This is a genomic window from Rathayibacter sp. AY1C6 (assembly GCF_002931535.1).
GTDB lineage: Bacteria > Actinomycetota > Actinomycetes > Actinomycetales > Microbacteriaceae > Rathayibacter.
The window spans coordinates 19,547-44,511 of the sequence record NZ_PSWC01000022.1; the positions used below are offsets into that span (position 1 = coordinate 19,547).

Consider the following 24,965-nt stretch of genomic DNA (forward strand, 5'->3'; position numbering starts at 1 on the left):
CGCCTGACCGCGCCGCGCCGGACGCTCAGCTCGCGAGCGCGCCGTCCTCGCCCGCCGACGCCTCGTGCTTGGCGATCCGCTTCGCGATCGCGTCGCGCTCGGCCCGGAGCGACGCGATGGTCGGCTTGTCCAGGCGGGGGTCGGCCAGGTCGGCGAAGGGGCTCGCGGCGCCGGTGCGCGCGGACACGAGCGCGGCGTACGCCTTCGTCGCGGCGCGGAGCTCGGCTCCCGCCCGTTCGACCTTCCGCGGCTTCGACTCCTTGTCCGAGACGAGTCGGGCGTGCTTGTCGAGGGCGTCTACCAGCGCGCGATGCGCGGCGTCAATCTTCTTGCTCATAGGCGCATTATGGCGCAGGATCGGCGCATGGCGCCGAACGCGTCCCCGCACCAGCCCTCCGTCCCCCTTCGCGAGATGCCGCTCGGGTATGCAACACGCAGGGGAGGTGTACCGGGGCGGCATCTCGCGGGGAGGGGTCGGGTCAGCGGGCGACCGGCGTGGAGACGGACGACGCGCCCGCGCTGGTGGCGACCGCGTCGAGGACGCGCTGCACGTCGAGGGCGTCGGCGAAGGTGGGCGTCACCGCCGTGCCGCCGGCGATCGCCTCGACGAGGTCGACGACCTGGTGCGTGAAGAGGTGCTCGTAGCCGATGCCGTGCCCGGTCGGCCACCAGGCGGACATGTACGGGTGCGCCGGCTCGGTGACCTGGATGCGCCGGAAGCCCTGCGCCTCCTCGGGGTCGCGGGCGTCGTAGTACTCGAGCTCGTTCATCCGCTCGAAGTCGAACGCGATCGAGCCGAGCTCGCCGTTCACCTCGATCCGGTTGGCGTTGCGGCGGCCGGTCGCGACGCGGGTCGCCTCGAAGACGCCCAGGGCGCCGCCCTCGAAGGAGGCGGTGAAGGCCGCGGCGTCGTCGACGGTCACGGCGCCGCGCGGGGCGTCGGCACCGGCGCGGCCGCCGAGGCCGACCTGCTCGCTGAGCACGGGGCGCTCGGTGGTGAAGGTGCGCAGCGTCGCCGAGACCGAAGTGATGCCGCGGCCGGTCAGCCACTGGGCGGTGTCGATGCTGTGCGCGCCGATGTCGCCGAGGGCGCCCGAGCCGGCGCGCTCCTTCTGCAGGCGCCAGGTCAGCGGCGCCTCGGAGTCGGACAGCCAGTCCTGCAGGTACTGGGCGCGCACGTGGCGGATGTCGCCGAGGCGGCCCTCCTCGATGAAGCGCTTCGCGAGGGCGAGGGCCGGGGTGCGGCGGTAGCTGAAGCCGCACATCGCCACCTTCCCGGAGGCGGCGGCCGCGGCGACCATCCGCTCCGCCTCCTCGACGGAGTTGGCGAGGGGCTTCTCGCACAGCACGTGCTTGCCGGCCTCGAGGGCCGCGATGGCGATCTCGGCGTGGGTGTCGCCCGGGGTGCAGATGTCGACGAGGTCGATGTCGTCGCGGGCGATGACGGCCCGCCAGTCGGTGGAGGCCTCGCTCCAGCCCAGCCGCTCGGCGCGCTCGGCGGTCGAGTCGGGGTTGCTCCCCACGAGCACGGCGAGCTCGGGGCGGAGGGGGAGGGGGAAGAAGCGGGAGGCGGTGCGCCAGGCGTGCGAGTGGGTGCGGCCCATGAAGGCGGTCCCCACCATCGCGACGCGCAGGGCTCGGTCGTTCGACATCGTCGTCCTTTCGTCGGCCGTACGACCCTGCCACGGGTCGGGGCGCGGGCGCTACCGCGCTCGGCGAGGCCGCCTCTGGGGCGACGCGCCCGGGCTGCACGGACGTGAGCGCGTTCATAGAGTTCGGAGAGCGCTCTATCACGGACGGAATGTCTCAACCGCCGCCGTCAGATGTCGCGTAATCCCGCGGATCCCAGCCCTGACGCGGTAGCAGGAAGCCCTCGGGGCGACTGGGCGATCACCCGAACCGCCTTCGAATCGGTTCAGAACTTTTGCTTGACCCGCGACGTAAGTGGAAGTAGCTTCATCCGCATGGTCACCGCAGACCCCCGCAGCACTGCTGCACAGCCTCTTCCCCGCACCTCCGACGAGTCTCAGCAGCTGCTTCTGCAGATGCGCGGCATCGTGAAGGTCTTCCCCGGCGCCCGTGCTCTCGACGGCGTCGACCTCGATGTCCGACCCGGTGAGGTGCACTGCCTCCTCGGCCAGAACGGCGCCGGCAAGTCCACCCTCATCAAGACCCTCGCCGGGGCCCACCAGCCCACCGAGGGCGAGATCCTCGTCGACGGGAACGTCGTCACGATCCCGTCCCCGACGGCGGCCCTCGCCCTGGGCATCGCGACGATGTACCAGGAGCTCGACGTCGTCGACGGCCTCTCCGTCGCCGAGAACATCTTCCTCGGCCACGAGCTCTCCCGCGGCGGCTTCACCGCCCGGGCGAAGGCCACGAGGATCACCCGCGAGCTGATGGAGCGCCTCGGCCACTCCGAGATCTCGCCGAACCGCGAGGTCGGCACGCTCTCCGCCGCCGGCAAGCAGATCGTGCAGATGGCCCGCGCCCTCTCGCACGACGCGCGGGTCATCATCATGGACGAGCCCTCCGCGGTGCTCGACTCCGAGGAGGTGGAGAACCTCTTCCACGTGGTGCGCCAGCTCACCGCCTCCGGCGTCGCCATCGTCTACATCTCGCACCGCCTCGACGAGATCCGCGCCATCGGCGACCGGATCACCGTGATCAAGGACGGCGCGACCGTCGCGCAGAACCTCGCGGTCGCCGACACCCCCACCTCGAAGCTCATCACCCTGATGACCGGCCGCGCCGTCGAGTACGTCTTCCCGGACCGCCAGGAGCTCGACGTCGAGGCCGAGACGCTGCTGAAGGTCGAGAAGCTGGGCCTGCAGGGCTCCTTCTCGGACGTCTCCCTCGAGATCCGCGCCGGCGAGGTCGTCGGCCTCGCGGGGCTGGTCGGCTCCGGCCGCTCCGAGATCCTCGAGACCATCTACGGGGCGCGCCGCGCCAGCACCGGGACGGTCAGCGTGGCGGGCAAGCGCCTGCGCGCCGGATCCGTCACCTCGGCGGTCGACGCCGGCATCGGCCTCTGCCCGGAGGAGCGCAAGAGCCAGGGCCTGCTCCTGGACGAGCCGGTCTACCGCAACATCACCCTCTCGACCTTCGACCGCTTCGCCAAGCGCGGCTTCCTCGACGAGCGCTCCGAGCGCGCGGCGGCGGCCGAGCAGGCGGTCTCCCTCGACCTGCGGCCCTCCGGGGTCGACCGCGACGCCCGCACCCTCTCCGGAGGCAACCAGCAGAAGGCGCTCCTCGCCCGCTGGCTCGTGCGCGGCTGCCGCGTCCTGCTGCTCGACGAGCCGACCCGCGGGGTCGACGTCGGCGCACGGGCCGAGATCTACACCCTGATCAGGGACCTCGCGACCAACGGCGCCGCCGTGCTCGTGGTCTCCAGCGAGATCGGCGAGGTCCTCGGACTCTCCGACCGAGTGCTCGTGATCTCCGACGGCGCCGTGGTCCACGAGGGCCCGGCCGATTCGATCGACGAGCACCGCGTGCTCGATCTCGTCATGGAAGGAAGTGCAGCGTGAGCGGACAGCTCGACACCGCGTCGCCGTCGATCGGCGGTCCGCAGGAGGACGCCGCCCGTCACGCGTCGGCCGCGACGGGAGGCTCCTCCGGGGGCGTGCCCTCGAAGGACTCCCGCTCCGGGATGGCCCGCCTCATGCAGGGCTCCCTCGGCCGCAACGTCGGGCTGCTGCTCGCGCTGGTGATCCTCTGCATCGTCGGATTCGCCACCGCGGGGGAGCGCTTCGCCAGCGTCGACAACGTGCTCACGATCCTCCGCCTCGCCGCCGTCATCGGCGTGCTGAGCATCGGCATGACCTTCGTCATCACCTCCGGCGGCATCGACCTCTCGGTCGGCTCCGTGATGGGGCTCGCGACGGTCTGGGCGAGCACGGTCTCGACCCAGTACTACGCGGCCAACACCTCCTGGCTGGTGATCGTGCTCACCGCGGTCGTCGTCGGCCTCGTCTGCGGCCTGATCAACGGCGCGCTGATCGCCTACGGCCGGGTCGTCGCCTTCATGGCGACCCTGGCGATGCTCGTCGCCGCCCGCGGCTTCGCCGAGCTGATCTCGAACCGCCAGACGCAGGTCGTCACGGTCACGCCGTTCCTCGACTTCTTCCGCGCCGACGTGCTCGGCATCCCGGTGCTCGTGCTGATCTTCGTGGTCGTCGCCGTCGCCGGCTGGATCCTGCTCAACCGCACCACCTTCGGCCGCCGCACCATCGCGGTCGGCGGCAACCCCGAGGCGGCCCGCCTCGCCGGCATCAAGGTCCGCCGCCACACCATGTACGTCTACGGCCTCGCCGGGCTCACCGCCGGCATCGCCGCCGTCATGATGCTCGCCCGCACCACCGCCGGCAGCTCGACCAACGGCCTCCTCTACGAGCTCGACGCCATCGCGGCGGTCGTCGTCGGAGGCACGCTGCTGGCCGGCGGCCGCGGCACCATCGTCGGCACCGTGTTCGGCGTCCTCATCTTCACGACCCTGACCAACGTGTTCACGCAGAACAACATGTCGACCTCGACTCAGGCCGTCGCGAAGGGCGCGATCATCGTCGCCGCCGTCCTGCTGCAGCAGCGGTTCGCCGCCCGCGGCAGGAAGTCCTGACCCCGGGGCTCCGGCCCCGCTCCTCCACACACAGCAACCCACCCGACCACTCAGGTCACCTCTCCGCAGGACACGTGTGCCCTCGGACCCCTCGGATCGATCGAAGGAGATCACTTCCATGCCCGCACGCCCCTTCACCCGCAGCCGCATCTCCCGCACCGCCCGACTCGGCTCGGCCGGCGTCGCCTTCGGCGCCGTCGCGCTGATGCTCACCGGATGCATCTCGAACGCCCCGGTCGAGACCGGCAACGCCGCCTCCGGCGGGACCGCCGCCGCCGTGGCCGCCTCGGACAACGACGCCTCCGGCGACAACGTCGTCATCGGCTTCACCGCTCCCGCCGCCGACCACGGCTGGATGGGCGCGGTCAGCCGCGCCGCCATCGCCGAGGCCGAGAAGTACGACGACGTGGAGCTCCGCACCGCGGAGGGCACCAACGACGTCAACCTCCAGATCAGCCAGGTCGAGACCTTCATCAACGACGGCGTCGACGCGATCGTGCTCCTGCCGATCGACGGAGCGGCGCTCACGCAGGTCGCCACCCAGGCGATGGAGGCGGGCATCACCGTCATCAACGTGGACCGCGAGTTCTCCAGCCCCTTCGCCGCCCGGTCGACCATCCTCGGCGACAACTACGGCATGGGCGTCAGCGCCGGCACCTACATCTGCGAGGAGCTCGGCGACAACCCCGACGCCGTCGTCGCCGAGATCGCCGGCATCGACTCCCTCCCGCTGACCCAGGAGCGCAGCCAGGGCTTCTCGGACGCGCTCGAGGGCTGCGGACTCGACGTGGACAACCGCGTCGCCGCCGACTTCACCGTCCAGGGCGGAGAGCAGGCCGCGGCCAACCTCCTCCAGGCCGCGCCGAAGATCGACGCCATCTGGAACCACGACGACGACCAGGGCGTCGGCGTCCTCGCGGCGATCGACACCGCCGGACGCGACGAGTTCCTCTTCGTCGGCGGCGCCGGCTCGGCCAACGTGATGCGCGCGATCGAGGCCGACGACTCCGTCGTCAAGGCCACGGTCGTCTACCCCTCGACCCAGGCCGCGGACGGCATCAAGCTCGCCCGCCTCGTCGAGCAGAACAAGTCGATGGCCGACACCAGCTCGCTCGGCGTCCCGCGCCAGATCCAGCTCTTCGCGCCGGTCGTCACCAAGGACAACGTCTCCGAGTACCTGCCCTCGGCCTTCGAGTCCTGATCGGCCCCACCAGCCCGGGTCGGCGCGGGAACCATCCCGCGCCGACCCCCACCTCGGCGCCGCCCCGGGATCACTGACGACCCGCAGCGCAACGCCACCGGCATCCGCGAGAGGAGGAGGAGTGCAAGACACCGGCCACAGGGCCGGACAGGAGGAGACCGGATCCGCTCAGTCGTGCGGACAGCGACGGACCCGGCCTCTGCGATGAACACCTCATTGAAGGAATCACATCACGCATGAATGGTAAGCGATCCTCGAGAAGAAGCATCAGGCGTCTTCTCGCACTCGGCATCGCCGGGATGGTGACGGTCTCCGGACTCACCGCCCTCGGCCTGCCCGCCTCGGCCCACGACGGAGTGGACCACGGTTCCGAGGGCGGAGCATCCGCTCTCGACTGGAGCAACTACGAGAAGGTCCTGCTGACGAAGAACGTCGGCGAGCCCCTCGACCTGGCCGTCCTCCCGGACAAGTCGGTCCTCCACACCGCTCGGAACGGCGAGATCCGCCACACCGACCCCAAGACCGGCACCACCCGTGTCGTCAACACGATCCCCGTGTACCAGAACTCGGAGGACGGACTGCAGTCCGTCGGCATCGACCCCGACTTCGCCGAGAACAAGTGGGTCTACCTCGTCTACGCGCCCCCCGGGAACACCCCGACCGGCGCGGCCCCGAACATGCTGCCCGAGGGCGCGACCGACAGCTACTGGGACCAGTGGAAGGGCATCAACCGCCTCTCCCGGTTCAAGTGGACCGGCTCGGGCCTCGACCTCGCGAGCGAGCAGAAGATCATCGACATCGAGACCCAGCGCGGGCAGTGCTGCCACGTGGGTGCCGACTTCGACTGGGACGCCGACGGCAACCTGTACCTCTCCACCGGCGACAACACGCCGGCGAGCGCTCCGGGTGCCGCGGGCTTCGCGCCGAACAACGACGCGCCCCGCATGAACCCGGGCTTCGACTCGCGTCGCGGCGCCGGCAACACGAACGACCTCCGCGGCAAGATCCTCCGGATCACCGTGCAGGAGGACGGCTCGTACACGATCCCCGACGGCAACCTCTTCCCGGTGGGAACCGAGAAGACCCGCCCCGAGATCTTCGTGATGGGCGTCCGCAACCCGTTCAAGATCGACGTCGACGCCGAGACGAACACCCTCTCCTGGGGCGACTACGGCCCCGACGCCACGAAGGCCGCTGCGGCCGACGGCGTCCGCGGCCCGATGGGCCTCGTCGAGTGGAACGCGACCGGACTGGACGAGCCGCACAACTCCGGCTGGCCCTACGTCCACGGACCCAACGCGCCGTACAACGAGTGGAACTTCGAGACGTCGACGCCCCGCGGCTTCTTCGACCCGGAGAACCTGAAGAACAACTCGCGCTGGAACACCGGCCTCGTCGACATCCCGGACGCCAAGGCGGCGACCGTCTACTACGGCGACAACCCCGGCGACCAGCCGTTCGACGAGCTCGTCAACTTCGGGACCAGCACCGGCCAGGGCCCCATGGGCGGACCGGTGTACCACTTCGACGCGGACAACACCTCGACGTCGAAGTTCCCGGAGTACTGGGACAAGAAGACCTTCTTCGGCGAGTTCTCGCAGGACTACATCGCGGCGTTCACGCTCGATGAGGACCGCGCGGTCACGCACATCGAGGACTTCCTCCCCAACGCGGCGCTCAGCCAGGCCGCGCAGCCGATCCACGACAACCCGATGGACATGGAGTTCGGCCCCGACGGGTCGATGTACGTGATCGAGTACGGCGACGGATTCTTCCGCGCCAACCCCGACGCGGGCCTGTACCGGATCGACTACGCCGAGGGCAACAAGGCGCCGCAGGCCCGCTTCACCGCGACCCCCCTGTCCGCCTCGCAGACCCCGCTCGAGGTCACGTTCGACGCCAAGGGATCGACCGACCCCGAGGGCGACGCGCTCACCTACGACTGGGACTTCGACGGCGACGGCACCTTCGACGCCACCGGAGTGACCGTCAAGAAGACCTACACCGAGCTCGGACAGTTCACGGCCCGTCTGCGCGTCACCGACGCCAAGGGCAAGTTCAGCCTGACCTCGCGGGTCATCTCGGTCGGCAACCAGGCGCCGCAGATCCAGATCCAGACGCCCGGCAACGGCTCGTTCTTCAGCTGGGGCGACGCGATCCCCTACCAGGTGACCGGCAAGGACGCTGAGGACGGCGACCAGATCGTCAGCAGCCGCGTGGGCTGGACCTACGGCCTCGGCCACGACGAGCACGCCCACCCCGAGGTCACCGGCACCGGTGCCAAGGGAGCGTTCCCGACGTCCAAGGACTCGCCCGAGCACGGCCCCGGCGCGCTGCTGTACGGCACCGTCGTCGTGACCTACACGGACGGCGGCTTCAACGGCCTGCCCCCGGCTGCGGCCGAGGCGACGCTGCGGCTGAACCCGAAGACGCAGGAGGCGGAGCACGCCGCCCGTGAGGGCGTCCTGCCCTACGCGGACACCACCGCCAGCGGCGGCAACGCCGTCAGCGGACTCGGTGCGGGATCCTTCCTGCGCTGGGACCCGGTGAACTTCGCCAACCTGACCGGCGTCGTGGTCCGCGCCACCGGTGAGGGCACCGTCGACCTCCGCTGGAACGCTGCCGACGCAGCGCCCTTCGGAACGGCGACCATCCCCGCGGGAGCCGGCTGGAAGGACGTCCTCGTCCCCTTCGGCACCAACGTCCCCCGCGGCACCGGCTCGCTCTACGTGACCTCGCCCAGCGGCCTGTCGCTCGACTCCCTCACCTTCCAGGGTGCCGGCGCCGGTGACAAGACGGCTCCGACCGTCGCGGCGACCCTCGACCCGGCAGCGCCTGCGGGCGTCGGCGGCGTCTACAACAAGCCCGTGACCCTCGGCCTCACCGCCACGGACAACGGAGCGCTCTCCACCGTCCAGTACTCCGCCGACAACGGCACGACGTGGACCACGATCCGCGCCGTCAACGGCGCGTACACGGTTCCGTTCACCACGAACGGCGCCCGGACGATCCAGTACCGCGCCACCGACACCGGCGGCAACGTCTCGGCGGTCGGCACGGTGAAGTTCACGATCGACCTGGCCGCGGCGAACGCCCCGACCGCCGCGTCGACCACCACCGTGGCGCTCTCGGCTCCCCGCGTGACCTTCGGGGCACCCGGCGAGGCGACCGTCACGGTCACCGGACAGGGTGGGAACCCCGGCGGAGAGGTCGTCCTCTACGAGGGCGCCACCGAGCTGGGCCGCGCGACGCTGAAGGACGGCAAGGCGACCTTCGCCCTGCCGAAGACCCTCGGCGCCGGCACCCACACCCTCCGTGCGGCGTACGGCTCGGACGCCACCTTCAAGGCCTCGGAGGGCACCGCCCGCCTGATCGTCTCGAAGGCCGCCTCGGAGCTCACCGCGACCGTCTCGCCCAACCCGGTCAAGCCGGGCGCCAGCGCGCAGGTCACGGTCGACGCGAAGTCCTCGACCGGTGTCGCCGGCACCGGTCAGGTGAGCGTGATGGTGAAGAGGAACCTCTCCACCGTCGCGATGCTCACCGGGACCCTCGACGAGAACGGGCACGTCGTGGTGACGCTCCCGAAGCTCGCGGCGGGCAGCTACAAGCTGACCGTCACCCACACCGCCACGGCGGACACCAACGCCGCGTCGGCGCTGCTGAACCTCACCGTCCAGCAGTAGCCCCCGCGCAGGGGCCGGCCGGCTCGACCGGGCCGGCCGGCCCCCCACCCCCTGCACCATCTGCCATTTCGAAGGAGAAATGATGCACCACCACCACGCATCCATCACGGCCAAGCCGATGAGCCGGCGCTCGCTGATGACGGCCCTGGCCGCATCGACCGTCGCGGTCGGCGTCGGAGCGGGAGCCCTCGCGGCGCCCGCCACGGCCGCCCCCGCGCCCTCGTCCGGATCCACGCGCCTGGTCCCGATCAACCGCATCGGCATCCAGCTCTTCAGCGTCCGCGACAAGGTCTCGTCGCTCGGCTTCCGGGCCGTCTTCGAGGAGCTCGGCCGCATCGGCTACAGCGAGATCGAGTTCGCCGGGTACACCCAGGGCAACGTCGGAGCGATCACCCCGCAGCAGATCCGCCAGCTGCTCGACGACAACGGCCTCCGCGCCGTCGGCTCGCACGTCGGCACCAACCTCCTCCGCTCGGAGCTGGGCAAGCAGATCGAGATCGCGCAGATCCTCGGCACGCCGCACCTCGGCACCGGCAACGCGCCCACCAACGTCAACACCAAGGCGGGCTACCTCGCCGCGGCAGAGGAGTGGAACAAGTGGGGCCAGCAGGTCTCGGCCGCGGGGATGAAGCTCTACCAGCACAACCACGCCGGTGAGTTCGGGTTCGCCACGGACGACCCCAAGACCCGCCTGTACGACCTCTTCTACGACAACACCGACCCGCGTCACGTGTACCTCGAGATGGACGTCTACTGGGCGTACGTCGGCAAGAAGCTCTACCCGGGCTTCGAGCCGCTCGACTACATCAAGCGCAACCCGCGCCGCTACCCGATCCTGCACCTCAAGGACGGCAAGACGAACAACGCCAACACCAACGGCTACGACATCGTCGAGTTCGGCGCGGGCAACCTGCCCTACCAGGCGTTCCTCTCGGAGCTGCGCGACCGCGGCCAGCGCTTCGGCGTCTGGGAGCAGGACACCGCTCCCACGCTGGCGACGCCGCCGAGCACGGGGAACTCCCTCGAGGCCGCTTCCCGCAGCTACTCCGCGATCGCTGCGCTCCGTGGCTGAGCGCACCTCGCGCCGCGCGCGCCGCACCGACAGCACCACCACCAGCACGACGCGCACGAGCGCACCGAGGAGAACCCCCATGAAGTGGAAGACGCCCACGGCGGTCCTCGCGGCCGCCTCCCTCGCGATGGTCGCCGCACCGTCCGCCTTCGCGGCGACGACGGACTGCACCACCGAGCTCGGGAACCAGACGATCACCGGAGACCTCAACGTCGGCGCGGGCCAGACCTGCGTGCTCGGCAACGTGACCGTCACCGGCAACGTCATCGTCGGCGACGACGCCTGGCTGGACGCCACCTCGGCGACCATCGGCGGCGACGTCATCGGCACCGACGCGTACGGCATCTCGATCGACGGCACCAGCGTCGGCGGAGACGTCGTGTCGTTCTCGGACGGCAGCCGCAACGGCTTCCTCTACCTGCGCGACCTCACGGTCGGCGGCATGGTCGAGGCCGGCGGGATCGACGTCGAGTTCAGCGACCTCTCGGTCGACGGCTCGGTCAGCACCGACGCGGCGAACTACGTCGACGTCGATCGCACCAGCGTCGGCGGCGACGCCACCTTCGCCGGCAGCGACTTCGGCGTGAACGTGCAGGGCGCCATCGTCGGCGGCTCGCTCGCCGTCACCGGCTCCTCGCGCGGCGTCCTCCTGGGCGCGAACGAGGACGGCTCGGCCTCGGCCCTCGGCAACACGGTGGGCGGGAACCTCACGCTCTCGGGCAACTCCGGCAACGTCCAGCTCGCGGGCTCGACGGTCGGCGGGCGCATCGCGCTCGCCGACAACGCGCCGGCGGTCAACTTCGGCGCGGGCAACACCGCCGCCGGAGTCGACGGCACCTTCACGGGAACGGCGGCGGGCGCTGCGGCGGCCGGCGACCAGGCCGTGGCCGTCATCGTCCCCGAGGCCAACAAGGGCGAGCTGACCTGGACGCTCGAGGGCACCAGCAACCTGGTGAACCTCGGCGTCGCCGAGGAGCAGGGCGACCACTTCGCCGCCTCCGGTGAGCTCGTGCCGGTCCGCGTGACCGACACCCGCCTCAACGGCCCGGCCTGGTCGGTCACCGGCCAGCTGAGCGACTTCCGCTCCGGCGAGAAGACGTTCTCGGGCAAGCACCTCGGCTGGACCCCCGAGGTCCTGGAGAACACGGGCGGTGCCGTCGCCGGCGCAGCCGTCCCCTCCGGGTTCGACTCGGGCAACGGCCTCGCCACGCCCCGCGTCCTCGGCTCCGCCGCGGCGCAGCACCCGACCGGATCCTCGGTCCTGGGCGCCGACCTCGACCTGAAGCTCCCGCTCTCGGTCGGAACCGGCACCTACACCGCGACGCTGACGCTCACCGCGCTCGGCTAGCCCCGGTGGGGCGGCCTCCGGGCCGCCCCACCCTCCCCCCGTCTCCCCGCGAGACGCCACTCCGGTCCGCCCCGCTCGGCGTGCCGCGTACCGGAGCGGCGTCCCGCGGGGAGGCATCCCCCCTTGCAACGGAAGCCTGATCGATGCCGCTCATGCCACGCACCTCCCGCACCACCGCCGCCCTGCTGCTGATGACGCTCCTCGCAGCCGGCGGCCTCTCGGCTCAGGCGGGTGCCCAGGAGGCGGACCCCGCCTCCACGCCGGTCACCTGGGGGGTGCGCCCCGCCGACACCGAGCAGGGCAGCGAGCGGCCGAACTACGCGTACGCCCTCGATCCCGGCGGCCGCCTCAGCGATGCCCTGATCGTCTCCAACTACGACGACGAGGAGCAGACGTTCCGCGTCTACGGCTCCGACGGCTTCATCACCGAGGCCGGCCAGCTCGACCTGCTCCCCGCCGCGGAGCCCTCGACGCAGCTGGGCAGCTGGATCGCGTTCCCCGAGCCCGAGGTCACCGTGCCCGCCGGCGAGAGCGTGCAGGTCCCGTTCGAGGTCGCCGTCCCCGAGGACGTGACCCCGGGCGACTACGCCGCGGGCGTCGTCTCCTCGATCCTGGTGCAGGGCGAGACCGGAGTCTCGGTCGACCGGCGCCTGGGCTCGCGGATGTACCTCCGCGTCGGCGGCGAGCTCGCCCCGCGCCTGTCGATCGACGGCCTCGCCGTCTCGTACCAGGGCGGCTGGAACCCCTTCGCCCCCGGCTCCGCGACCGTCGACTACACCGTGACCAACGCGGGCAACACCCGCATCGCGCCGGGCGCCGAGATCAGCGTCGCCGGCCTCTTCGGCCTCGCGCCGGTGTCCGCGACCGACCCGGAGCCGCTGCCCGAGCTCCTCCCCGGAACCTCCGTCTCGCGCACCGTGACCGTCGCCGGAGTCTGGCCGCTCTTCGTCGCGACCGCCCGCGCCGCGCTCTCGGGCACCGTCGTCACCGCCGACCAGGCCGCGCAGGCCGACTCCGCCGTCGTCGTCCCCGACGTGCCGGTCGCCACCGCCGAGACCTCGGCCGCGGCCGTGCCGTGGAGCGCCGTGCTCCTCCTCGCCCTGCTCATCGGGCTCATCGTGCTGACCGTCGTCCGCCGCCGCCGCCGGGCCGCGGGGGAGCAGGCGCGCATCGACGCCGCCGTCGCCGCCGCTCTCGGCGCCCAGCCGGAGGACGCCGACCGCGCGGAGGTCCGCTCCTGACCGGGTGCGGCCGACGCGGTCCGCGGGGGATCGCGCCGGCGCGGCCCGCCGCCTCCGGGCGCGCGGCCGCCGCTCTAGCGGACCGCCCGCCCCTCGGCGCGCAGCTGCTCGAGGAAGCCGTCCACCACGGCGGGGCTGAGCAGGTGCCCGCGCAACATCAGCGCGGCACCGCGCACGCCCCCGCTGCCGCCCAGCTCGGCGGTCACCACGTCGAGCCGCTGCGTCGCGAGGGGGAGGGAGCGCTCGTCGATCACCGAGCGCACGGCCGTCAGGATCTCCGGGCTGGCGAGGGCGACCGCGCCGCCCAGCACGATGACGGAGGGGTTCAGCAGGCTCACGCAGGTGGCCAGCACCTCGCCGAGCTGCAGTCCCGCGATCCGCGCCGCCTCGACGGCCTCGGGATCGCGCGCCTTCAGCAGGTCGATCAGCTCGCGCACCGACTGCACGTCGCGGCCCGCCCGGGCGAGCCCGGCGGCCAGAGCGGAGCCGCCCGCGACCGCCTCGAGGTCCCCCTCCTGACCTCCCGCCGCGGCCGGGGCCGTGCGCGGCACCTGGACGTGGCCGAGATCACCGGCGGAGCCGAGGGCTCCGCGCTGGAGCAGCCCGGACGAGACGATGCCCGCGCCGATGCCGGTGCCGACCTTCACGAACATCAGGTCGAGGGCGTGCGGGAAGCGCGAGGCCCGCTCGCCGAGCGCCAGCAGGTTCACGTCGTTGTCGACGAGCACCGTGGTGTCGTAGCGCCGGCGCACGAAGGCGGGGATGTCGAAGCCGTCCCAGCCGGGCATGATCGGCGGGCGCACCGGGCGGCCGCTCGCGTGCTCCACCGGGCCGGGCACGCCGACCCCGATGCCCGCGAGGGCGGAGCGGTCGACCCCGGCCGCGGCGAGGATCCCGTCGCAGACGTCGAGCGCGTGCCCGAGCACCGCCACGGGGCCCTGCGCGATGTCGAGCTCCTCGCGGCGCTCGGCGATGATGCGGCCGTCGAAGTCGGTCAGCGCGATGGTCGAGTGCGCCGCGCCCAGGTCGATGGCCAGGAGCGATCGGACGGCCGGGTCGAAGACGAGACGCGCGGACGGACGGCCGCCGGTCGACGGAGCGCGGTCGAGGTGCGCGATCAGTCCGAGCTCGAAGAACTGCTCCAGGCGCGTCATCACCGCGGTCCGCGCGAGACCCGTCTCCTCGACCAGCTCGGCGCGGGTGCGCGGTCGACCGTCGGCGAACAGCCTCAGCATGTCGCCGGTCGCGGTACCGGCGCGCTCGGCCACGCTCAGCTCCTTCTCTCGGCCCGGAGGACGGGTTCGGGGGACAGCACACCTGAGGAAACCAGTCGACGCACGGTTGCGCAATCTCGGCGGGCCCTGCGTGCGGGTCCTGCGCAACACGGCCGGCCGGAGGCGCGTCGCGCGCCCGGCCGCGGCCCCTCCCCACTCCGATCGCCCGGGTGCGCCCCGACGATCGCCGCTCAGCCAGCCCTTCCAGACAGGAGAGAACGATGACCTCGTCCGACACCACCACAGGCGCCCCCCGATCGAGTGGGCGCATCGGCCTCTGGCTGATCGGGGCCCGGGGCAGCGTCGCCACCACGGCCGCCGTGGGCCTGCACGCCATCGCCGCCGGAGCCGCGCCCAGCTCGGGCTGCGCCACCGCGACCCCCGCCTTCGAGGACGTCCCGCTCGCCGGGTTCGCCGACATCGTCATCGGCGGCCACGACGTCTCGCCGACCCCGCTGCTCGAGAAGGCCACGGGCCTCGCGGCCGGCGGCATGTTCCCGACCTCGGTCGTCGCCGAGGTGGCCGACCGGATCGACGCGACCGACGCCGAGATCCGCCTCGCCCCCGCCGACGCCGCGTCGCAGCAGGAGGAGATCGACCGCCGGGCCGCCGACATCGTCGCCTTCCGCGAGCGCCACGGCCTCGCCCGGGTCGTCGTGATCGACGTCGCCTCGACCGAGGTGCTGCCGGCCGACCGTCCCGAGTTCCACGACCTCGCCGCTCTGCGCGCCGCCCTGGCGCGTCCGGGCGAGCGCCTCCTGCCGCCGAGCTCGATCGCCGCCCTCTCGGCCGTCGTCGCGGGCGCGGCCTACGCCTGCTTCACTCCCTCGACCGCGCTGGCTCTGCCGGCCCTGGAGGAGTGGGCCGCCGAGGCCGGGATCCCGATCGCCGGCCAGGACGGCAAGACGGGGGAGACCCTGCTCCGCAGCGTGCTCGCGCCGATGTTCACGGCGCGCGGGATGCGCGTGCTCTCCTGGGCGGGGGCGAACCTCCTCGGCGGCGGCGACGGGCAGACCCTCGCCGACCCGGAGGCGGTGCGCTCGAAGCTCGTCTCGAAGAACCGCGGACTCCGCAGCCTCCTCGGCGACGACGTCGTCACTCCGCTCCACATCGACAACGTCCCGGACCTCGGCGACGTCAAGACCGCCTGGGACCACGTGCACGCGGAGGGCTTCCTCGGCTCGCGGATCACGGTGCAGACGATCTGGTCGGCGTACGACTCGGCCCTCGCGGCGCCGCTGATCCTCGACCTCGCCCGCCTGCTGGCGCTCGCGGACGAGGCCGGCGTCTCGGGCCCGGTCGGCGAGCTCGGCTTCTTCTTCAAGGACCCGTGGGGCAGCGACGTGCACGGCTTCGCCGAGCAGACGGCAGAGCTGGTGGCCTGGTCCGCCCGCACCGGCGCCCTCGTCGCCGAGCGCCGCACCCCGGTGACGAGCGGGACGCGGAGCGATGGCTGAGCTGCGCGACTACCTCGAGCTCGTCCGCGCGAAGGCCGCGCTGACCGTGATCGGCGACACCGTCGCGGGCGGAGCGTGGGCGGGCCGCGGAGTGGGAGCGCGCACGGTCGCGCTCCCGCTGTCCTCGGCGCTGCTCTACTCGGCGGGCATGGCGCTCAACGACTACGCGGACGCCGAGCTCGACGCCCGGGAGCGGCCCGAGCGGCCGATCCCCTCGGGGCGCATCCGGCGCTCGGCGGCGCTGGGCACGGCGGCGGCGCTGACCGCGGCGGGGATCGCCGTGGCGGCCGTCGTGGACGGGCGGCGCTCGCTCGCGCTCTCGCTGCCGCTCGCGGCCGGGATCTGGTCGTACGACCTGCTCGCGAAGCCGACTCCGCTGGGCCCGGTCGTGATGGCGGCCTGCCGCGGTCTCGACGTGCTGCTCGGCGCGGGCGTCGACGGCGTGCGCGCGGCGGCCCCCGCCTCCGCCGCTGTGGCCGCGCACACGCTCGGCGTCACCGTGCTCTCGCGCGGCGAGGTGCACGGCACCACCCCGGTCGCGGCGGGAGCGGTCTCGGCCGGCACCGCGGCGATCGCGTTGTCCACCGCGGCCGGCGCTCTGGCCGAGCGCCGGGCCGCCCCCGCCGCGGTCGTCGCCGCGGGCCTCGGGCGCTGGCTCCTGCTCGTGCTCACCGCGCAGCTGCAGTCCGTGCGGACGCCGACGGCCGCGGCCGCGCGGACGGCGACCCGCGCGGGCATCACCGGGATGATCCCGCTGCAGGCCGCGCTCGCCGGTCTGAAGCGTCCCGAGCTGGGGGCGGCGCTGCTCGCGCTCGACGCGCTCGGCTCCCTCCTGCTCCGCCGCCCGCGGACGGCGGACATCACATGAGCGCCACCGGACCCGTCCTCGGCTACGGCACCAACGGCTTCGCCGACCACACCCTCGACGACGCGCTCACGGTGATCCACGCCGCGGGGTACCGCGCCGTCGCGCTCACCCTCGGGCACCCGCACCTCGATCCCTTCGCGGCCGACTGGCGCGAGCGGACGCTGGCGCTCCGGTCGCGGCTCGACGAGCTGGGCCTGCGCGTGGTCGTCGAGACGGGCGCGCGGTACCTGCTCGACCCGTTCGCGAAGCACCGCCCCACGCTGGTCGACGAGGAGGCCGGCCCCCGCGTCCGCTTCCTCGAGCGCGCGATCGAGATCGCCGCGCTGCTGGACGCCGACGCCGTCTCCCTCTGGTCGGGGGTCGTGCCGGCGGGCGCCGATGCGGCCGCTGCCTGGCGGCTGCTCGTCGAGCGCATGCGCGGCGTCGTCGCGACGGCCGAGCGCCACGGCGTGCGGCTGGCCGTCGAGCCCGAGCCGGGGATGCTGGTGGAGACGGTCGCCGACGCGCTGCTGCTGCGCCGCGAGCTCGGCGACCCGGAGTCGGTCGGGCTGACGGTCGACCTCGGCCATTGCGTCGTGGTGGAGCCGGACGGCGTGGTCGGAGCCCTCCGCAGCGCCGGGGACCTGCTGCTGAACGTGCAGGTCGACGACATGCTCCCGGAGCGGCACGAGCACCTCGAGCTCGGCACCGGATCGCTCGACCTCGCGGCCGCCTTCGCGACCCTCGCCGAGATCGGCTACCGCGGGATCGCCGCCGTCGAGCTGCCCCGGCACTCGCACGACGCGCCCCGCCTGGCCGTGGCGAGCCTCGCGGCGATGGAGGAGGCGCTCGGCGGCGCCTCCTCGCACGCCGAGCACCCGTGGACCGCGGCCGCCCGTTCCGCCGTCCTCGAGCGCCCGTCGCGGATCGAGCGCTTCTTCCCCGCCGCCGGCCGCGAGGCCGGACGCGAGCCGCTCCGGCCCGCCGAGGACCCGCACGGCCTCGTCCACGGCACGCACGACGACGCGGCCCGCGCCGCCCTGGTGCAGGCCGCCGCGCAGGCGCTCGGCGACGACGACCTGGCCGCTCTCCTCCTCCGCCTCTACCGGGGCGGGGACGGCGCCGAGCGCCGCGGAGTGCTGGCCGGGCTGAACGCCCTCGGCGACCCGGGACCGGCGACGACCCTCGCCGGCCTCGAGCTGACCGCCGACGCCCTGCGCGCCAACGACACCCGGCTCGTCGCCGTGGCGATGGGCTCCTTCGCCCGCAGCCACCTCGATGCGCACGCCTGGCGGCACGGGGTGCTCAAGCTCGTCTTCCTCGGCGTCCCGCTCGCGGCGGTCGCCGGGCTGGAGGAGCGCAGCGACGCCGAGCTGCGCGCGATGGCAGGCCGCTTCGCCGACGAGCGCCGCGCGGCCGGGCGCCCGCTCCCGGACGATCTGGCGGTGCTCCTGCCGAGCTGACCGCCCCCGAACGCCGCCCCGACCGCGGGGCACCACCACCGATGAGAAAGGCGCGACGATGCGCATCTTCGACCCGCACATCCACATGACCTCCCGCACCACCGACGACTACCAGGCGATGTTCGACGCCGGCGTCCGCGCGGTCGTCGAACCCTCCTTCTGGCTCGGCCAGCCGCGCACGAACGTCGGCTCGTTCACGGACTACTTCGACGCCCTGATCGGCTGGGAGCGCTTCCGCGCCGCGCAGTTCGGCATCCGCCACCACTGCACCATCGGGCTCAACCCGAAGGAGGCGAACGACCCGCGCTGCCGGGCCGTCCTGCCCGAGCTCGACCGCTACCTCGCCAAGGACGGCGTCGTCGCGGTCGGCGAGACCGGCTACGACTCGCTCACCCCCGAGGAGGACCAGGTCTTCCGCCAGCAGCTCGAGCTCGCCGGCGAGCACGGCCTCCCCGCGATGGTGCACACCCCGCACCGCGACAAGGAGTCGGGCACCCGCCGCACCCTCGAGGTCGTCGCCGACTCGGGGCTCGAGCCCGGGCGGGTCCTCGTCGACCACCTCAACGAGGTCACCGTCGACGCGGTCCGCGACTCCGGCTGCTGGATGGGCTTCTCGATCTACCCCGACACGAAGATGGACGAGACCCGCCTGGTGACGCTGGTCGAGCGGATCGGGCTGGACCGCGTGCTGGTCAACTCCGCCGCCGACTGGGGCCGCTCCGACCCGCTCACGACCGCGAAGACCGGCCGCCTCCTCCTCGTCGCCGGATTCAGCGCGGGAGACGTGGACCGGCTGCTCTGGCAGAACCCGGTCGAGTTCTACGGGCAGAGCGGACGCCTGGACCTCTCGCCCGTCGCGGGCTTCGACGTGCAGGAGTCGGCCGGCCGCACCTTCGAGGGCAACTCCGTGCTCCGGGGCGCGCCGCGCGTGGCGGAGGTCGTGTGATGCACCTCTCCTACTGCACCAACGTCCATCCCGCCGAGGACCTGGCCGGAGTCGTCCGCCAGCTCGACGTCTACGCCGGACCCGCGCGCGTGGCCGCCGGGCTCGCCCTGGTCGGAGTCGGCCTGTGGATCCCGCGCGACCTCGCGGCCCGCCTGGTCGCCAGCGCCGAGGACCGCGCCGTCCTCCGCGCGGCCCTGCAGCGCAACGGCCTGGAGGTGCGCACGCTCAACGCCTTCCCGTACGCCGCGTTCCACGCCGAGGTCGTGAAGCTCGACGTCTACCGCCCCGACTGGACCACGCCGGAGCGCCTGCAGTACACCATCGACTGCGCGCGGATCCTGGCCGACCTGCTGCCCGCCGGCGCCGACGGCAGCATCTCGACGCTGCCTCTGGGCTGGCGCGAGGGCTGGGGACGGGAGCAGGACGAGGCCGCCTGCCGCAACCTCGCCCGGCTCGTCGAGGAGCTGCGCGACCTGCGCCGCTCCACCGGCCACGCGATCCGCCTGGCGATCGAGCCCGAGCCCGGCTGCATCCTCGACACCGTGGACGACGTCGTCGACTGGCTGCACCCGCGGATCGGAGTGGTCGACCCGGCGTACGTGGGCGTGTGCCTCGACACCTGCCACCTCGCCGTCTCCTTCGCCGATCCGGTCTCGGCCGTGCGCCGCATCCGCGACGCGGGCCTGCGCGTGGTCAAGGTGCAGGCCTCGGCCGCGCTCCACCTGGAGGACCCCTCGGGCCGCGCCGCGCTCACCCCGTTCGTCGAGAAGCGCTACCTGCACCAGACCCGCGAGAACGGGATCGACGGCGTGCTCCGCGTCGACGACCTGCCCGAGGCGCTGGACACGCTCCCCGGCACCGGCCCGTGGCGCGTGCACTTCCACGTGCCGCTGCACCACCGGCCGGAGGCGCCGCTCTCGGCCACCACGGCGGTCCTGGCGGAGGCGGTCTCGGCGGTCGACGCCGCCTGGCCGTACGACGAGATCCACCTCGACGTCGAGACCTACACCTGGTCGGTGCTCGCCGACGCCCCGAGCGACCTCTCGACGGGCATCGGCGCCGAGCTCGCCTGGGCGGCCGCTCACCTGCTCACGCCCGCCTCCCGAGAGGCGCTGCTGGCGCCCCTCCTCCCGCAGGCGGCGGCGCTGTGAGGCCCGTGCTGCTGCTCGACGTGGTCGGGCTGACCTCGACGGCGCTCGCCGACATGCCCCGCCTCTCGCGGCTGGCCCGCGGGGGCGGGCGCCTGCCGCTGGACACGGTCCTGCCCGCGGTCACCTGCAGCGTGCAGTCGACCATGCTCACCGGCTCGATGCCCGCGCAGCACGGGATCGTCGGCAACGGCTGGTACTTCCGCGACCTCGGCGAGGTGCACCTGTGGCGCCAGCACAACCGCCTGGTCACGGGGGAGAAGGTCTGGGAGACCGCACGCCGGCTGAGCGGGGAGCCGTACCGCGCGGCCAACATCGGCTGGTGGTACGCGATGGGGGCGACGACCGACGTCACCGTCACTCCGCGCCCGATCTACCACGCCGACGGCCGCAAGTCGCCGGACGCGTACGTGCGCCCGCCGGCGCTGCACGACGAGCTGGTCTCGCGCTTCGGCGCCTTCCCGCTGTTCCAGTACTGGGGGCCGACCGCGTCGCTCCGCTCGACCCAGTGGATGGTCGACGCGACCCGGCACGTGCTGGCGGGCGACGGCTCCGGACCGCCCGAGCTGACCACGGCGTACCTGCCGCACCTCGACTACGACCTCCAGCGCTTCGGACCGGACTCGCCCGAGGCGCGCCGGGCCGCGTCGGAGCTCGACGTGGTGCTCGCTCCGCTGCTCGACGACGCGGAGGCGCTGGGCGCGTCGGTGATCGTGGTCGCCGAGTACGGGATCGCCGACGCCGACACCCCGGTCGACGTGAACCGGGCGCTCCGCCGCGAGGGCCTGCTCGAGGTCTACGTGCAGGACGGCCGGGAGCAGCTGGACCCGTGGACGTCGCGCGCGTTCGCCGTCGCCGACCACCAGGTCGCGCACGTCTACGTGCAGGACGCGGCGGACCTGCCGCGGGTGCGCTCGATCCTCGAGGGGCTCGACGGCGTCGACGAGGTGCTCGACCGGGAGGCGCAGGCCCGCTACGGCCTCGACCACGAGCGCTCGGGCGAGTTCGTCGTGGTCGCCCGGCCGGGGGCGTGGTTCACCTACTACTACTGGCTCGACGACGACCGCGCGCCCGACTTCGCCCGCGGCGTCGACATCCACCGCAAGCCCGGCTACGACCCGGCCGAGCTCTTCTTCGATCCGGCCGACCCGCTGGTGAAGGCGAAGGCGGCGGGCAACCTGGCCAAGAAGGCACTGGGGCTGCGCTACGCGATGAACCTGGTGCCCCTGGACGCGTCGCTCGTGCGCGGCACGCACGGGAGGCTGCCGTCCTCGTCGGCGGACACTCCGCTCGTGCTGGCCTCGGACGCGGACCTGCTGCCGGCCGGAGCCGCGTCGCTCCCGGCCACCGCGGTGCGCGACCTGGTGCTCGCGGCGCACGGCCCGGCCCTCGCGAAGGAGGCGTCGGCGCTCGCGCGCTGAGGGAGGGGACGCCCGGCGGCCTGCGCCCGTGTGCGGGCCGTCGGGCGTCGGGGGCTCAGCCGAGGTCGCCGCGGCCCGACGCGAGCTCAGGCGAGCTCGCCGGGGACCGCAGCGGGCTCAGGTCCTCGCCGCGGACCCAGCCGGGCGGCCGGGCGGCTCAGCGCGGCACGAGCCCGGTGAGCCGCGCCGTCAGCCGCTCGACGGGGCCGGCACCGAGGAACCGCCACCACAGCACGGCGGCCGTGCACAAACCGAGCACGAGGGCGAGAGCGGCGAGCGGAGTGTCGGCGGAGTAGCCGAGGCCCGCCCGCGCGAGCGCTGCGACGAGCGCCACCTGCAGCACGTAGACCGAGAGCGCGAGCGTGCCGATCGCCCGGAGCGGCACCAGCAGCCGCTGGACAGCGGTGGAGCGCGACGTGGTCAGCAGCACCACCGCGACGTAGGCCAGGAGCACGAGCCCGAGGTCGTGCAGAGTGTCCGGGAGGCTGCCGGAGGGCGACTCCACGCCGAGCAGGAGCGCGACCAGCGGCCGCACCGGGTACGCGACGACCGCGACCGCCGCGAGCACCGGCAGCAGCCGGTCGCGCTGCGCGCCGTGCCGCAGCAGCAGGGCTCCGAGGAGGAAGAAGGGGAGCAGGTTGGTCGCGCGGTAGCTCGGCCCGGTGAAGAGCCAGAGGGCGAGCGGAGAGCCGGGTGCGGCGGCGGCGACCGCGGCGTTCACGGGCCCGGCGGTGAGCGCGAGCACGGCTGCCAGCGCGGCGATGATCCGGGAGCGGAGGAGCAGCAGCGGCGTGCCGAGCACGAGCACGACGCCGAGGTACTGCAGCACGATCGCGATCCAGCTGCCCCAGGTCTCGAGCCAGACGCCGAGCGCCACGAGCACTGCGCCGCGGATCGCGTTCCGCAGCAGCACCCGCCCGGGCGAGGCACCGGGCCGAGCGAGCACCAGGGCCGCCGACATCCCCATCACCAGCGCGAACAGCGGCGACGCGAGATCGTTGACGTTCCACGCCAGGAACCCGACGACCCCCGTGCGCGCGCTCGGCACGAGCGGCATCGCGTGCGCGACGAGCATGGCAGCCACCGCCACTCCGCGCAGCACGTCGGGGGCGACCAGTCGGTCGTGCCGGAGTCGCGGAGCCGTCGCAGTCATCCCGCGAGAGTAGGCGCGCCTCCGCCGCCGCGCCCGGCGCGAGCGCACCTCGCGCCACCGGCCGTCCGCTGGGCCGTCCGCCGGGCCGTCGGCCGCGGCGCCGCCCGCTCCGCCGACGTGCGCTGCTGTCCGCTCCGCTCCGCCGGCCGCGGCGCCGCCCGCCCCGCCCGCGGGCGCCGGGCTGTCGGCCGCGGCGCCGCCCGCTCCGCCGACGTGCGCTGCTGTCCGCTCCGCTCCGTCGGCCCGGGCCTCCGGCCGCTCGCTCCCAGCCGTCGCTGACCGGCCGCGGCGCCGCCCGCTCCGCCGACGGGCGCTGCTGTCCGCTCCGCTCCGTCGGCCCGGGCCTCCGGCCGCCCGCTCCGATCCGTCGCTGACGGCCCGTTCCGTCCTCCCGCACGGGCCGTTCGTGACGGATCGACGCCCGACGCCGTCCGGCAGGCCCGCGCTCGCTCCGCATGCGGCGCCCAGCCGCGTCCAGCCCGCTCCGATCCGTCGCGGACGGCCCGTCCTGCGCTCCTCCGCGGGCCGTGAGCGACGGATCAGCGCCCGCGCGCGCCGCCGCCTCGCGCGGATCCCCGCCGCGATGCCCCATCCGTGCTCCCGGCCTGCTCCGATGCGTCACGAACGGCTCCTTCCGCCCTCCCGAAGCGACCGTTCGTGACCCCTCGGCGCCCGTTCGTCCGTACGCGCGCCCGTGCCGCCGGCTCGCGCGGATCCCCGCCGCGACGTCCCGGTCCCGCCTCGGCCTGCTCCGATGCGTCACGAACGGCTCCTTCCGCCCTTCCGAAGCGACCGTTCGTGACCCCTCGGCGCCCGTTCGTCCGTACGCGCGCCCGCGCCGCCGGCTCGCGCGGATCCCCGCCGCGACGTCACGGTCCCGCCGCGGCCTGCTCCGATGCGTCACGAACGGCTCCTTCCGTCCTCCCGAAGCGACCGTTCGTGACCCCTCGGCGCCCGCTCGTCCGCACGCGCGCCCGCACCGCCGCCTCGCGCTCGGCGCCGCCGCGACGTCCCGGCCGTGCCTCCGGCCTGCTCCGATGCGTCACGAACGGTCCCTTCCTCCCTCCCGAAGCGACCGTTCGTGCCCCCTCGGCGCCCGCCCGCCCGCGGGCGCCTGCACTCGGCCCGCACCGAGCACGACCGGGCATGCTGGACGGATGACCGACGCCGCCCCGTCCCCCGACCGCCCGCGCCGCGCCCGCAGCCAGCACGTGCTCACCGTGCTGCGGACCGAGCGCCTCACCGGCCACCTGGTCCGCGTGCACCTCGGCGGCGACGGGCTCGACGCGTTCCTCGCCGAGTCCGACCCCGAGCGCCTCGCCGCGACCGACCGCTACGTGAAGCTCCTGCTCCCGCCGCGCGGCTCCGACCTCCAGCCGCCCTTCGACCTCGACGCGCTCCGGGCGAGCGTCGCCCCCGAGCAGCTGCCCGTGCGCCGCACCTACACCGTCCGCTCGGTCGACCTCGAGCGGCGCTCGATCGCCGTCGACTTCGTCGTGCACGGCGACGAAGGGGTGGCGGGACCGTGGGCGCTCGCCGCGGCTCCCGGCGACCGGATCGCGCTCTCCGCGCCCGGCGGCGCCTGGTCGCCGAGCGCCGACCCCGAGGTCGTGCACCTGCTGCTCGGCGACGACTCCGCTCTGCCGGCGATCGCCTCCGCCCTCGAGGGGATGCCCGCGCACGCCCGCGGCCTGGTCCTGATCGAGGTCGACTCGGCCGCCGACGAGCTCGATCTTCCCGCCCCGGCCGGAGTGGAGGTCCGCTGGCTGCACCGCGGCGGTCTCGAGGCCGGCCGGGCGCTGGTCGCTGCCGTGCGGGCCGAGCCGAGGCCCGAGGGCGTGCTCGAGGTCTTCGCGCACGGCGAGCGCACCGCGATGAAGCAGCTGCGCGCCCTCCTGCAGGACGAGTGGGGGGTGGAGCGCCGGGCGCTCTCGCTCTCGGCCTACTGGGCTCTCGGCCGCGCCGAGGACCGCTTCCAGGCCGAGAAGCGCGAGCCGGTCGGCGCCATCTTCGCCGACTGACGCGGGAGCGCACTCCGTCCGCACACCTCCGGGAAGGGACTAGGTCACGATCACCACCCGGGACGGCTCGAG

General features: G+C 73.6%; 18 protein-coding genes. 14 read left to right on the forward strand and 4 right to left on the reverse strand.

Annotated features, from left to right (window positions below):
- Positions 1-25 precede the first annotated feature (25 nt).
- Together C5D36_RS13080 and C5D36_RS13085 are read right to left on the reverse strand one after the other, a co-directional pair.
- Positions 26-337, reverse strand: a complete 312-nt coding sequence (locus C5D36_RS13080) for a hypothetical protein (RefSeq protein ID WP_104233529.1) — start codon at positions 335-337, stop codon at positions 26-28.
- 142 nt (positions 338-479) lie between these two features.
- Positions 480-1,652, reverse strand: coding sequence for a Gfo/Idh/MocA family protein (locus C5D36_RS13085; RefSeq protein ID WP_104233530.1), 1,173 nt, complete (start codon positions 1,650-1,652; stop codon positions 480-482).
- Positions 1,653-2,045: 393 nt separating this feature from the next.
- Between C5D36_RS13085 and C5D36_RS13090 the strand changes: the two genes are divergently transcribed.
- The 7 genes from C5D36_RS13090 (at position 2,046) to C5D36_RS13120 (ending at position 13,163) form a co-directional block, all read left to right on the forward strand.
- Positions 2,046-3,530, forward strand: coding sequence for a sugar ABC transporter ATP-binding protein (locus C5D36_RS13090; RefSeq protein ID WP_208543410.1), 1,485 nt, complete (start codon positions 2,046-2,048; stop codon positions 3,528-3,530).
- A gap of 122 nt (positions 3,531-3,652) precedes the next feature.
- Complete coding sequence (locus C5D36_RS13095; protein ID WP_104222491.1) at positions 3,653-4,618, forward strand: ABC transporter permease; 966 nt, start codon at positions 3,653-3,655, stop codon at positions 4,616-4,618.
- 118 nt (positions 4,619-4,736) lie between these two features.
- Positions 4,737-5,819, forward strand: coding sequence for a substrate-binding domain-containing protein (locus C5D36_RS13100; RefSeq protein ID WP_104296010.1), 1,083 nt, complete (start codon positions 4,737-4,739; stop codon positions 5,817-5,819).
- A 236-nt stretch (positions 5,820-6,055) separates the two neighbouring features.
- A complete protein-coding gene (locus C5D36_RS13105) occupies positions 6,056-9,502 on the forward strand; it encodes a PQQ-dependent sugar dehydrogenase (protein WP_146078491.1) in 3,447 nt (1,148 codons plus the stop codon).
- An 82-nt stretch (positions 9,503-9,584) separates the two neighbouring features.
- Positions 9,585-10,574: a sugar phosphate isomerase/epimerase gene (locus C5D36_RS13110; protein WP_219813837.1), complete on the forward strand. Its 990-nt coding sequence runs from the start codon at positions 9,585-9,587 to the stop codon at positions 10,572-10,574.
- Between the two features lie 79 nt (positions 10,575-10,653).
- The gene (locus tag C5D36_RS13115; RefSeq protein ID WP_104226600.1) at positions 10,654-11,922 is read left to right on the forward strand and encodes a hypothetical protein; all 1,269 of its coding nucleotides are present in this window, start codon (positions 10,654-10,656) and stop codon (positions 11,920-11,922) included.
- Positions 11,923-12,074: 152 nt separating this feature from the next.
- Complete coding sequence (locus C5D36_RS13120) at positions 12,075-13,163, forward strand: WxL protein peptidoglycan domain-containing protein (RefSeq protein ID WP_181072896.1); 1,089 nt, start codon at positions 12,075-12,077, stop codon at positions 13,161-13,163.
- Between the two features lie 74 nt (positions 13,164-13,237).
- Here C5D36_RS13120 and C5D36_RS13125 read toward each other — a convergent pair whose 3' ends face one another.
- Positions 13,238-14,431 carry an ROK family protein gene (locus C5D36_RS13125; RefSeq protein WP_244229502.1) on the reverse strand — a complete coding sequence of 398 codons (1,194 nt, stop codon included), beginning with the start codon at positions 14,429-14,431 and terminating at the stop codon, positions 13,238-13,240.
- Between the two features lie 227 nt (positions 14,432-14,658).
- On the opposite strand from C5D36_RS13125, the gene C5D36_RS13130 reads away from it, so the two are divergent.
- From C5D36_RS13130 to C5D36_RS13155, 6 genes are read left to right on the forward strand one after another with little or no spacing between them, the layout of a single operon-like run.
- Positions 14,659-15,894 carry an inositol-3-phosphate synthase gene (locus C5D36_RS13130; protein ID WP_104292626.1) on the forward strand — a complete coding sequence of 412 codons (1,236 nt, stop codon included), beginning with the start codon at positions 14,659-14,661 and terminating at the stop codon, positions 15,892-15,894.
- Complete coding sequence (locus C5D36_RS13135; RefSeq protein ID WP_219812601.1) at positions 15,887-16,762, forward strand: SCO3242 family prenyltransferase; 876 nt, start codon at positions 15,887-15,889, stop codon at positions 16,760-16,762. The genes C5D36_RS13130 and C5D36_RS13135 overlap by 8 nt, the downstream gene beginning before the upstream one ends.
- Positions 16,759-18,204, forward strand: coding sequence for an EboA domain-containing protein (locus tag C5D36_RS17215; protein WP_104296012.1), 1,446 nt, complete (start codon positions 16,759-16,761; stop codon positions 18,202-18,204). The genes C5D36_RS13135 and C5D36_RS17215 overlap by 4 nt, the downstream gene beginning before the upstream one ends.
- A 58-nt stretch (positions 18,205-18,262) precedes the next feature.
- Positions 18,263-19,150, forward strand: coding sequence for a TatD family hydrolase (locus C5D36_RS13145; protein WP_104222466.1), 888 nt, complete (start codon positions 18,263-18,265; stop codon positions 19,148-19,150).
- Complete coding sequence (gene eboE / locus C5D36_RS13150; protein ID WP_104222467.1) at positions 19,150-20,301, forward strand: metabolite traffic protein EboE; 1,152 nt, start codon at positions 19,150-19,152, stop codon at positions 20,299-20,301. The genes C5D36_RS13145 and eboE overlap by 1 nt, the downstream gene beginning before the upstream one ends.
- Complete coding sequence (locus C5D36_RS13155; protein WP_104233534.1) at positions 20,298-21,719, forward strand: alkaline phosphatase family protein; 1,422 nt, start codon at positions 20,298-20,300, stop codon at positions 21,717-21,719. The genes eboE and C5D36_RS13155 overlap by 4 nt, the downstream gene beginning before the upstream one ends.
- 157 nt (positions 21,720-21,876) lie before the next feature.
- On the opposite strand, the gene C5D36_RS13160 is transcribed toward C5D36_RS13155, so the two are convergent.
- Entirely contained in the window at positions 21,877-22,872 is a 996-nt protein-coding gene (locus C5D36_RS13160) for a DUF418 domain-containing protein (RefSeq protein WP_104296013.1), read from the reverse strand.
- 1,157 nt (positions 22,873-24,029) lie between these two features.
- On the opposite strand from C5D36_RS13160, the gene C5D36_RS13165 reads away from it, so the two are divergent.
- Positions 24,030-24,893 carry a siderophore-interacting protein gene (locus tag C5D36_RS13165; RefSeq protein WP_104237953.1) on the forward strand — a complete coding sequence of 288 codons (864 nt, stop codon included), beginning with the start codon at positions 24,030-24,032 and terminating at the stop codon, positions 24,891-24,893.
- Positions 24,894-24,965: the final 72 nt, after the last annotated feature.

Coding starts and splice junctions, on each gene's coding strand:
- C5D36_RS13110 (WP_219813837.1), top strand. CDS start 9,585: ATGCACCACCACCACGCATCCATCACGGCCAAGCCGATGAGCCGGCGC.
- C5D36_RS13130 (WP_104292626.1), top strand. CDS start 14,659: ATGACCTCGTCCGACACCACCACAGGCGCCCCCCGATCGAGTGGGCGC.
- C5D36_RS13135 (WP_219812601.1), top strand. CDS start 15,887: ATGGCTGAGCTGCGCGACTACCTCGAGCTCGTCCGCGCGAAGGCCGCG.
- C5D36_RS13090 (WP_208543410.1), top strand. CDS start 2,046: ATGCGCGGCATCGTGAAGGTCTTCCCCGGCGCCCGTGCTCTCGACGGC.
- C5D36_RS13085 (WP_104233530.1), bottom strand. CDS start 1,652: ATGTCGAACGACCGAGCCCTGCGCGTCGCGATGGTGGGGACCGCCTTC.
- eboE (WP_104222467.1), top strand. CDS start 19,150: ATGCACCTCTCCTACTGCACCAACGTCCATCCCGCCGAGGACCTGGCC.
- C5D36_RS13160 (WP_104296013.1), bottom strand. CDS start 22,872: ATGACTGCGACGGCTCCGCGACTCCGGCACGACCGACTGGTCGCCCCC.
- C5D36_RS13120 (WP_181072896.1), top strand. CDS start 12,075: ATGCCACGCACCTCCCGCACCACCGCCGCCCTGCTGCTGATGACGCTC.
- C5D36_RS13105 (WP_146078491.1), top strand. CDS start 6,056: ATGAATGGTAAGCGATCCTCGAGAAGAAGCATCAGGCGTCTTCTCGCA.
- C5D36_RS13095 (WP_104222491.1), top strand. CDS start 3,653: ATGGCCCGCCTCATGCAGGGCTCCCTCGGCCGCAACGTCGGGCTGCTG.
- C5D36_RS17215 (WP_104296012.1), top strand. CDS start 16,759: ATGAGCGCCACCGGACCCGTCCTCGGCTACGGCACCAACGGCTTCGCC.
- C5D36_RS13080 (WP_104233529.1), bottom strand. CDS start 337: ATGAGCAAGAAGATTGACGCCGCGCATCGCGCGCTGGTAGACGCCCTC.
- C5D36_RS13115 (WP_104226600.1), top strand. CDS start 10,654: ATGAAGTGGAAGACGCCCACGGCGGTCCTCGCGGCCGCCTCCCTCGCG.
- C5D36_RS13100 (WP_104296010.1), top strand. CDS start 4,737: ATGCCCGCACGCCCCTTCACCCGCAGCCGCATCTCCCGCACCGCCCGA.
- C5D36_RS13145 (WP_104222466.1), top strand. CDS start 18,263: ATGCGCATCTTCGACCCGCACATCCACATGACCTCCCGCACCACCGAC.
- C5D36_RS13165 (WP_104237953.1), top strand. CDS start 24,030: ATGACCGACGCCGCCCCGTCCCCCGACCGCCCGCGCCGCGCCCGCAGC.